Raw genomic sequence first — 10,780 nt, 5'->3', positions numbered from 1 at the left:
CATGACTAACTTATGGTTTCTATACCCAAATCAGATTTTTAAAATTCATTCAACGGATTTATACTTAAGATTTATACTTAATTTATACTTATTTGCATTTTCAGAATAGCATATTTCAAAAAACGAGACATCCCTTCCGAACCGAAAAGCAAAAACTAAGGCAAAAATGGGCGAAAACGACATTCTATTTTGCGTTTTCTTATTATATAATGATGCCAGTGGCACATGTCTGGTACGGAACAACCCGCAGGCATCAATGATATCGAATGGAGTATAAGATGCGTATTCTTATTTGCGATGACGATTTACTGATCGTAGAAAAACTGCAAAAATATCTGAAAAGCTATTTCAGTCATCTGCACCTGAGCTGTCCGGAGATCGTCTGCTTTTCAGACGGGGAGTCCCTGCTTGCGGATCCGGGAGACAAGGATATCCTTTTTCTCGATATCGAGATGCCGGGGCTTGACGGAATCTATGTAGGAAACGAACTGAAAAAGAAAGATAAAGATATTATCATTTTTATTATTACTTCTTATTCCGAATATCTGGATGAAGCCATGCGGTTCCATGTATTCCGTTATCTGTCCAAGCCCATAGACAGGCAGCGTCTGTTCCGGAATCTGAAGGACGCTCTGGATCTGTATCATTCCACATTGCTCGCTGCTGTCATGGGGATATCCAACTGTACTATAACGATGCTACTCTGACCTTCCACACGGTGATAACGCTCCGGGGATAGGTTCCGTTATTCCCACATTCCCGTCACAAAGCACATCAGCGCCGCCCAGGTATATAAGGGATAAAACAGTCCCTGGTCATCCACACCGGCTTTTAGGATTTTCTGTGCTTCTTCTCTGGTCAACAATAAAAAGCCGTCAAAGCATTCCGTACCTACGGCACCTTCCTGGCTTACCTTCGGCATTTCTTCCCGGTTCAGCGTGATCTGCACCAGTGCATTGCTTTCATCCGTCATACCGGGAGTACTGAATACCAGCGGGTTCACCAAACGGATGCTGTCACTCTCTTCCAGTGCGATGCCGGTCTCTTCCCGCAATTCCCGGATGGCTGCATGGAATACGGAATTTTCCTGTGCCGCATCCTCCGGGTCCAACAGTCCTGCCGGAACGCTTAGCAGGAACTGTCCCGCCGGATAACGATACTCACGGCTCAGGCAGAGTCTCGGTTCCTGATCCTTAACTTTCAGGATCACGACACAGCTCACCGCATCCGGCAGCATCTGTTTAAATTCTTCGTCATTCTTTACTGCCGCCAGATTCTCAACGCTTCTTCTGGTGGCATCAAAATAATGTTTTCCCGGCTCATATTGCAGATCAAATACCTTGATGAATCTGCTGTCATAGACGGTCTCTACCTGTTCTTTTTTTATGATCGGTCTGTTCTCCATTTTCATTTCCTCTTTCCCGTCTGCAGAGGACCTGTTCATAACGTCTCTCCGCCTTTTTCCAGTGGATCAGCTTATGCCACCCCACCACATAATCCGGTCTGCGGTTCCGGTACTGTAAATAATAGGCATGTTCCCACACATCTATCAGAAATATGGGAGTATACAATTTCAGATCCGGCACATCCTGGTTCGCTGTGGTCAGGATCATAAGGGTACCGTCCTGATCACTTACAAGCCACGCCCATCCGGAACCGAATACTCCTATGGCACTCTGCGACATCTGCTCTTTCCATTGTCTCACGGATCCGAAATCCCGGATCAGTGCCTCCGCCAGCGCTCCACAAGGCTCCTGCCCCACAGGGCTTCGCATGCTGTCAAAATACAGCTGATGGTTGTATACGCCGCCACCGTTATTGTGAATACTTTCCCTGGCTTCCTCCTGCAAGGATGCAAGTTTATTATCCTCCGAAGTAAGCAGTTCCGTCAAGGTCATTTGCTGTAACTGAGGATAATCCGCGAGAATTGTATTCAGCTTGTCCACATAGGTCTGATAATGCTTATCATGGTGAAAATGCAGTGTCTCCTCATCCAGTACCGGAAGCAGGGCATCATATTCATAGGGCAGGGGCTGTACGACAAAAGGATAATATTCTTCTAACATGAGACTCCAATCCGCCTGCGGGATACAGGCTTGCGATCATACAATATTTACCATGTGGCTAGTATATGCTTTTCTCACAGATTTTATTTTACGTCCGCATTTTTGTCATAAACATAAACAGTGGAGCCGCTTTCACAACTCCACTGTTCTGATATGTTTCTATTTAATATTTTACAGCTGTGCAATATCCACCAGTGTCAGTTGCTTACAGTCGTTCATATGCTCCATGCTGGTCACGAGAGCATTGGCGGTGTCCATTGCGGTGATGCAGTAGATACCGGTCTCGATAGCGGTACGGCGGATCAGGAAACCGTCTCTGGTCTTGTCACGGCCCTGGGTAGGGGTGTCGATGACAAGGTCGATCTTGTGTCCCAGGATCAGATCCATCACGGTCGGGGATTCCTGAGAGATCTTGTTGACCTTTCTCGCCTTCACACCTGCTTCATTCAGAGCAGCTGCGGTACTTCTGGTAGCATAAATGGTGTATCCCAGCTTTTCGAAGCGTCTTCCGACTTCAATGGCTTCACCCTTATCCGCATCCTTCACGGTGATGATCATGTTCTTATACTTGGGCAGTTCTACGCCTGCTCCCAGGAATGCCTTGTACAGTGCCTCGTTGAAGGTCTTGGCGATACCCAGACACTCACCGGTAGACTTCATCTCCGGTCCTAAGCTGATCTCGGCACCACGGATCTTCTCGAAGGAGAACACGGGCATCTTGATGGCAAAATACTCTGCCTCAGGCTGTAAGCCGGGCTCGTAGCCAAGCTCACGGATGGTCTTGCCGATGATCACTTCGGTCGCCAGATCCACGATAGGAATACCGGTTACCTTGCTGATATAAGGTACGGTACGGGAAGAGCGGGGGTTAACCTCAATGACATATACCTCGTCACCGATAGCAATGAACTGGATATTGATCAGTCCCTTGACATGCAGTGCCTTTGCCAGTCTTCTGGTGTACTCTGCGATCTTCTCTTTTACTACTTTATCAATGGTCGGAGCCGGATATACGGAGATACTGTCTCCGGAGTGGATACCGGTTCTCTCGATATGCTCCATGATACCGGGGATCAGGATATCGGTACCGTCGCATACAGCATCAACCTCGATCTCCTTACCCTGTAAATACTTATCTACCAGGATCGGGTGATCCTGTGCGATACGGTTGATGATCTCCATGAATTCTTCGATCTCTTCATCGGAGATAGCGATCTGCATGCCCTGTCCGCCCAATACATAGGAAGGACGCACCAGTACGGGATAGCCCAGTCTGTTAGCAACCGCCTTAGCTTCCTCTGCGGTGTATACAGTACCGCCGGCTGCACGGGGGATCTCGGTCTCTTCCAGAATCTTGTCGAACAGTTCTCTGTCCTCAGCGGCATCTACATCCTCCGCCTTGGTGCCCAGGATGGGCACGCCCATCTTCATCAGGCTCTCGGTCAGCTTGATAGCGGTCTGTCCGCCGAACTGTACCACAGCACCATCGGGATGCTCAATATTTACGATAGATTCCACATCTTCCGGAGTCAAAGGCTCGAAATACAGCTTGTCCGCAATATCGAAGTCGGTACTTACAGTCTCCGGGTTGTTGTTGATGATAATGGTCTCATAGCCTGCCTTGGAAAATGCCCAGGTAGCATGTACGGAACAATAGTCGAACTCGATACCCTGTCCGATACGGATAGGACCGGAACCCAGTACCAGGACTTTCTTGCGTCCGGTGGTCTCCTTGGCTTCGCACTCGCCGCCGAATACGGAGTAATAATAAGGAGTAGAAGCTGCGAACTCTGCGGCACAGGTATCTACCATCTTGTAGACAGCTTTAATGCCGTTGTCATAACGCATCTTCTTAATCTCTTCCTCGGTCTTGCCGGTCAGTCTTGCGATGACGTTATCCGGGAACTCGATTCTCTTGGCTTCCTTCAGCAGATCCACTGTCAGAGGCTGTGTCTCCAGTGCATGCTCCATCTCGGTCAGAATGGCAATCTTGTCAATGAACCACAGGTCGATCTTTGTAATGTCGTGGATCTGTTCATAACTGATACCCTTACGGATTGCTTCAGCAATCACATAGATTCTCTGGTCATCCACGATCTTCAGACGCTCTAACAGTTCTTCTACGGACAGTGCGCTGAAATCATAGCTACGCAGGCAGTCCACATGCTGCTCCAGGGAACGGATGGCCTTCATCAGTGCTCCCTCGAAGTTATTGCAGATACTCATAACCTCACCGGTTGCCTTCATCTGTGTGGTCAGAGTACGTTTTGCAGTGATAAATTTATCGAAAGGCAGTCTGGGGATCTTTACTACACAGTAATCCAGTGTCGGCTCGAAGCTGGCATAGGTCTTGTGGGTAATGGCATTTTTGATCTCATCCAGAGTAAAGCCCAGTGCGATCTTCGCTGCTACCTTTGCAATGGGGTAGCCGGTCGCCTTACTTGCCAGTGCGGAAGAACGGCTGACACGGGGATTTACCTCGATAACACAATATTCAAAACTGGTGGGATGCAGTGCAAACTGTACGTTACATCCACCGGTGATCTGCAGTTCGTTGATGATCTTCAGAGCGGAAGTACGTAACATCTGGTACTCCTTGTCGCTCAGCGTCTGGGAAGGCGCTACTACGATACTGTCTCCGGTATGCACGCCGACGGGATCGATGTTCTCCATGTTACATACGGTGATGCAGTTGCCTGCGCTGTCACGCATTACTTCGTACTCGATCTCTTTCCAGCCCGCGATACAACGCTCTACCAGTACCTGTCCTACACGGGACAGACGTAAACCGTTCTCCAGGATCTCTTCCAGTTCTACCTGATTGTGTGCGATACCACCGCCGGAACCGCCCAGGGTATAAGCGGGACGCAGTACAACAGGATAGCCGATGGTGTTGGTGAATTCCACACCGTCTTCCACGTTCTCAACGACCTTGGATGCTGCACAGGGCTCGCCGATACGCTCCATCAGATCCTTGAACTCCTGACGTCCTTCCGCATTACGAATGGTAGCTGCGGTAGTACCTAACAGCTTTACATTGTGAGCTGCCAGGAACCCGGACTCCTCCAGCTCCATGCCGAGGTTCAGACCAGCCTGTCCTCCCAGGGTGGGGAGAATGCTGTCGGGCTTTTCCTTTTCAATGATCTGCTCCAGAACCTTTACGTTCAAGGGCTCAATATATACCTTATCTGCGATATCTTTATCGGTCATGATGGTCGCAGGGTTGGAGTTCACCAGGATTACCTCTACTCCCTCTTCCTTCAGGGAACGGCAGGCCTGGGTACCTGCATAGTCGAATTCCGCTGCCTGTCCGATGACAATAGGACCGGAGCCGATTACCATTACTCGTTTTACATTAGGATTCTTGGGCATCTTAGTTCTCTCCTCTCATCATATGAATGAACCGGTCAAACAGGTAACCGGAGTCCTGGGGTCCCGGACATGCTTCCGGATGGAACTGTACGGTGAAAATATTCTTGCCGGTGTAGGACAGACCCTCGTTGGTACCGTCGTTGACATTGATGAATGCTGGAACCGCTACGGACGGATCCAGTTTATCGGTATCTACCACATAGCCGTGGTTCTGAGAGGAAATATATACTCTTCCGGTCATCAGATCCTTTACCGGATGGTTGCCTCCTCTGTGTCCGTATTTCATTTTATGGGTATCTGCGCCGGTAGCCAGAGCCATCAGCTGATGTCCCAGACAGATTGCGAAAATAGGAATCTCGGTATCGTATAACTTTTTGATCTCGGCGATCACACCGGTACACTCCTTGGGGTCCCCCGGTCCGTTACTTAACATGATACCGTCTGGATTATCATCAATGATCTCCTGTGCGGGAGTTCCTGCGGGGTATACGGTCACCTCACAGCCTCTCTCTGCCAGGGATCTGGCGATATTTCTCTTAGCTCCCAGGTCTAACAGAGCTACCTTCAGTCCCTGTCCGGACAGCTCCGTTACCAGTGCCGGCTTGGGCTCTCTGACACCCTTTTCATAAGCTTCTTTATCAAAACGCGCTGCACCGGAGAGCGGTCCGTTCTGTGCCAGCTCCGTGGTAGGCGCTACCACATATTTTTCCTTGCAGGTCACCTTTTCCACGACCTTGCCTGTGGTATACTCCTTCAGCTTCGGAAGTACTTCGTTCAGGTCATAGGCTTCGTTGGTGGTGATCATGCCGTTCATGGTACCCTTCTCACGCAGGACCTTGGTCAACGCACGGGTATCGATACCGGCGATACCGGGCACACCGTTCTCCTCTAAGTATTCCTGTATTGTGCAGTCACAGCGGAAGTTGCTGGGAATACGTGAAAGCTCTCTGACGATGAATCCATCCGGCCAGGGTCTCTCCGACTCGCAGTCATCCCTGCATATGCCATAGTTACCGATCAGGGGGTAAGTCATGCATACAGCCTGTCCTGCATAGGACGGATCCGTCAGGACCTCCAGATATCCGGCCATGGATGTGTTAAATACGATTTCACTGATGATCTCTTTGTCTGCACCGATGTGCGTTCCTTCGAACACCGTTCCATCTTCCAAAATCAAAAATGCCTTCATTCTTTCCTCACATTCTGCCGCTTTTGCGACGTTTGTATTTCTCTCAGTAGCCTACGATACCTGCGAATTGCTCCGCTGGGTATCTGCATTGTCTACGATACCTACGAATTGCTCCGCTGGGTATCTGCATTGTCTACGATACCCATGAATTGCTCCGCTGGGTATCTGCATTGTCTACGATACCCATGAATTGCTCCGCTAAGTATCTGCAATGTCTACGATACCCACGAATTGCTCCGCTGGGTATCTGCAATATCTACGATACCTACGAATTGCTCCGCTGCTTCGCAGCTCTCGCAATTCTGAAAGCATTCGGATTCCACTGCATCCTCATGTTTTATGATTTAAACCGGCACCTGCCTCCCCGTGCAAGCACGGTCGGCCTCTGCCGTTTAAATCTGGTATCTGCATAATCGATTTATTATATCATAAAAAAAAATGTGTCGCAATAGACCCCGTCTGCGTAAAAACCTACAAAAAACAATTCCGCAATCCCGATACTCCTTGGAGGATCTGACAAAGCTGTGTAAAAGCTTACATTTTCCATTGCTTTTTCCCCTGGGTCTGATATAGAATAGATATGTATTTTCTATTTTTCAATTATCACAAAACGCTGTTTTCCTACAGCAGATTGGACAGGCATCTATGGATCGTATCGAAAATGCTCAAATGAACTCCCTGGGAACCCGCAAACTCTATTATGAAGATGTTCACCAGACGGATTTTACCGCTGTGGTGATGGAATGTGTTCCCGACAAGGAAGATGGATATTACAGAATCGTTCTGGACGCTTCCGCTTTTTTCCCGGAAGAAGGCGGTCAGTCCGCCGACAAAGGCACCTTAAACGGGCAGGAAGTACTGGATGTCAGCATTAAACAGGGCATCCTGTATCATAAAGTGGCCTGTGAGTTTCCCGTCGGCACCCGGGTCTCCGGTCATGTGGACTGGAACCGCCGGTTTGATTTCATGCAACAGCACTCCGGAGAGCATATGATCTCCGGCTTACTGCACTCTCATTTCGGACTGGAAAACGTAGGCTTCCATTTAAGCGACAGAGAAGTGACACTGGATATGAACGGAGAAGTCTCTCTGGAGCAGCTGCGTCTCATCGAGCAAGAGGCTAACACTTATGTCTGGAAAAATCTTCCGGTCAACATCAGCTGGCCCACCGCCGAAGAACTGGCGAGCTTAAATTACCGCAGCAAACTGGCACTCACGGAAAATGTACGTATTGTCGAGATCCCCGGCGTGGATCTGTGTGCCTGCTGTGCTCCACATGTAGATACCACCGGACAGATCGGTCTCATCAAAATTGTAAATGTACAGAGCCACCGGGGCGGTGTCCGCATCAATATTCTCTGCGGAAACCGTGCTCTGGCAGATTATACCGAAAAACAGGATTCCGTCTGGGCAATTTCTTCTCTGCTCTCTGCGAAACAGCCGGAAGTAGCGGGTGCTGTTGCCCGCGCCAAAGAGGATGCAAGGCTGCAAAAAGAACGTGCCAATGCCTTGCAGGCAGAGCTACTGAACGTACAGATGGACGCACTCCCCTCCCCGGAAGAAGTACACCACGTGCTTCTCTTCGTCGGTGAACTGGATGCCATTGCTCTGCGCAACACGGTAAATTTGCTGACCGGAAAATATTCCGGTTACTGTGGTATCTTTGCCGGAGACGATACAAACGGTTATCGATTTATTGTAGGCAGTGCTTCCTGTAACTGCCAGGAACTGGCAGACCGTATGCGCCGGGAACTTTCTGCAAAAGGCGGCGGATCCGCTCCCATGATCCAGGGGAATGTTGCTGCCACGGCAGATACCCTGCAGGCAATGTGGGCGTCTCTGTAATGAGCATCCTTTCTGCCTATATATGCATTTCGGCACATGAATTCTGTGTCAATATTTTTACATGGAAACCCCCCGGCATGACCATCTGTCATACTCCGGGGGTGTGTTTATATATTTTATATATTTTTCGTTTCGGAAAATCTAATTATTTCTCTTCTGTTGCTGCATTCTTCTTCAGTGCTACGCTGACTGCCTTCGCAACGCCACCACCTACTACACAGCTCATAGGCATCTCCAGTGCTCCGTTGATACCACAGAATGCTACGGCGAACATAAACAGATTCGCTCCGGTTGCATTCATGCTCTGCAGATACTCGGTATGACCGAAGCAGATCATCAGAGTGGACATGAAGAACAGGGTGTTCATAAATGCTCCCAGCAGACCGGTCACGAAGTAAGTTACTGTCTTCGTCTTATCGATCTTCCACAGTGCCTTGAAGATCACACCGGACAACCATCCCATCAGGGTTCTGGTAGGGATGCATACCAGGAAAGTGAAAAACGGATTCATTGCTACCAACGCTGCTCCAAAAGGATCTCCTGCAAAACACTGGTAAAAGCTGGTAAGTCCAAATACCAGTCCCAGTACGGCTCCGCCTGCAGGTCCTAAGATCATTGCACCGATTACTACGGGAATGGTCATCAGGGAGATTGCTAACGGTCCGATGCGCAGATACCCAAGCGGGGTAAATGCCAGAATCAGCATGATCGCGATGAGTACGGCCAATTGTACCATCTCAAGTGTCTTGTTTTTTTTCATATGAAATTTCCTTTCCGCGCTTTTTGCGCCTTTGCTACTATTCCTCCATCTGGCGTCCTTTGGACTGCCGGAGGATATAATTACAAGTCATTCAAGAAAATAGCATAAATGTATACAAAACACAAGTATATTTTTTAATACAATCAGCGTACGGTGCGATACCACTTCAGCGCCGATGTATAGGCTTCATATACTGTATCCATATCAATATTTTTTAACAGCATCAGACGGGATACCTCCGCCCAGTTGGCTGTCTCATACTGCAGCATGAAATCGTACACCGGTGCCAGTACGCCGATGTGGTAGATCAGTGCATTGCTGATCTCGCCGGCCACATGGACCACCTTCAAAGCTTCCGCCATAGGTTTCTCGAGGATCACATCCAGCACGGAGAACAATCCCATCAGGAACAGTTCGTCCTTTTGTGCCTTCAGACCAAATGCTTCCGCCAGATTCTCGGCAAATTTCGCACGAAGCAGAGAAAGTCTGGTGACCTCGTTCGGCTTATCCGCATACAAAGCATTGGCTACTGCCGTGTTGATCCACTTTTTCAGTTCCCGCTGTCCCAGCATGGCAGCTGCATGACGGATAGACGTAATCTCCGAATTTACAGCCAATGGCTGAACCATTTTCAGCAGATCGATCGTAAGTGCGGTATCACGGCTGATGATATCCGCCGCTGTCGTGAGTTCAAAGTCCGGACTGTTCACAATATTCAGCAGGTCAATATAATTGCCCTTCAGGGGCGCCACATCCGTCTGTCCCTTCGTAATGGGAACACGATAGAACTTACCCTCATAAAAACGATATCCACCGGTCTCCTTCAGTCTCTCGAAGTCCTCCATGGTATCAATATTACCGGCACACAGACTGATATTCGGGAATAATTTTCCGAAATAAATCTTAGCTTTGTCAATGGCGATTTTGCGGTTATTCAGAAGGACATAATCCATCAGCTTCAGGACTTCTCTGTAATTTTCAAAATCACTGACCGCAAGCTTGCGAATGGCAAGTTTATAGCCTTGCTGTTTCAATTCCTTCAGACGATTGACATACATTTCAATCGGCGGAATGGTATTATCGATCAAAAGTACGATTTTTTCATGAGGTGCATCGCACTGCTCCGTAATATCCGCAAAAATAGAAATATTGGTGATCGGTACAAAAATCTCTTTTCCCTGAGACAATGTATCGATTCCCATCTTTTGGATCAATTCCAATCCGGTGATCTGTGATGCTCCGTCAAACTGTGCTGTTCCAAGCAGCAGCGGATTCAACAGATAATTCTCTCTCTGGGTAAAAAAGGAATAGGCACATACGGCCATTTTTTCATCAAAAAGTGGTACTAATGTAAGCAGCATATATTTACCTCCCAATTACCTATATTATACCGATTCCGACAGGACTTTACAAGTGGTACTATCAGCACAGAGATGTTGTAACTTGAGAGTTAATTAAGAAATGCTATCGAATCCCAGTAGCCCGCATTGGGACTACTGGTTTCCTTTAAAACAGCCTTAAACTAATGGAAATGGTGGAAAATGAATA

General features: G+C 48.4%; 8 protein-coding genes. 2 read left to right on the top strand and 6 right to left on the bottom strand.

The window, feature by feature from the left end; genetic code table 11:
* Positions 1-278: 278 nt before the first annotated feature.
* Positions 279-707: a LytR/AlgR family response regulator transcription factor gene (locus tag ACTRDR_RS14465; protein WP_440528316.1), complete on the top strand. Its 429-nt coding sequence runs from the start codon at positions 279-281 to the stop codon at positions 705-707.
* A gap of 38 nt (positions 708-745) precedes the next feature.
* On the opposite strand, the gene ACTRDR_RS14460 is transcribed toward ACTRDR_RS14465, so the two are convergent.
* The 4 genes from ACTRDR_RS14460 to ACTRDR_RS14445 all read right to left on the bottom strand — a co-directional run bounded on the left by ACTRDR_RS14460 (position 746) and on the right by ACTRDR_RS14445 (position 6,627).
* Positions 746-1,405, bottom strand: a complete 660-nt coding sequence (locus tag ACTRDR_RS14460; protein WP_440528315.1) for an NUDIX hydrolase — start codon at positions 1,403-1,405, stop codon at positions 746-748.
* On the bottom strand, positions 1,356-2,066 hold the full coding sequence (locus ACTRDR_RS14455) for a superoxide dismutase (RefSeq protein WP_440528313.1): 711 nt from the start codon (positions 2,064-2,066) through the stop codon (positions 1,356-1,358). Before ACTRDR_RS14455 ends, ACTRDR_RS14460 begins: the two co-directional genes overlap by 50 nt.
* Positions 2,067-2,237: 171 nt before the next feature.
* Positions 2,238-5,438 (bottom strand): carbamoyl-phosphate synthase large subunit, encoded by a 3,201-nt coding sequence (gene carB / locus ACTRDR_RS14450; RefSeq protein WP_440528311.1) that lies wholly within the window; start codon positions 5,436-5,438, stop codon positions 2,238-2,240.
* 1 nt (position 5,439) lies between these two features.
* On the bottom strand, positions 5,440-6,627 hold the full coding sequence (locus tag ACTRDR_RS14445) for a carbamoyl phosphate synthase small subunit (protein ID WP_176865558.1): 1,188 nt from the start codon (positions 6,625-6,627) through the stop codon (positions 5,440-5,442).
* 645 nt (positions 6,628-7,272) lie between these two features.
* Here ACTRDR_RS14445 and ACTRDR_RS14440 point away from each other — a divergent pair.
* Positions 7,273-8,472, top strand: a complete 1,200-nt coding sequence (locus tag ACTRDR_RS14440) for an alanyl-tRNA editing protein (protein ID WP_440528309.1) — start codon at positions 7,273-7,275, stop codon at positions 8,470-8,472.
* A gap of 145 nt (positions 8,473-8,617) precedes the next feature.
* Here the strand turns inward: ACTRDR_RS14440 and ACTRDR_RS14435 are convergent, their stop codons facing one another.
* Both ACTRDR_RS14435 and ACTRDR_RS14430 read right to left on the bottom strand, forming a co-directional pair.
* Positions 8,618-9,232, bottom strand: a complete 615-nt coding sequence (locus ACTRDR_RS14435; RefSeq protein WP_022152972.1) for an ECF transporter S component — start codon at positions 9,230-9,232, stop codon at positions 8,618-8,620.
* Positions 9,233-9,375: 143 nt separating this feature from the next.
* Positions 9,376-10,593 (bottom strand): EAL and HDOD domain-containing protein, encoded by a 1,218-nt coding sequence (locus ACTRDR_RS14430; RefSeq protein ID WP_440528307.1) that lies wholly within the window; start codon positions 10,591-10,593, stop codon positions 9,376-9,378.
* Positions 10,594-10,780 lie beyond the last annotated feature (187 nt).

Source organism: Simiaoa sp., from assembly GCF_051972595.1.
GTDB lineage: Bacteria > Bacillota > Clostridia > Lachnospirales > Lachnospiraceae > Acetatifactor > Acetatifactor hominis.
The sequence above is the reverse complement of the archived record's forward strand: the minus strand, read 5'-3'. Positions and strand labels throughout refer to the sequence as shown.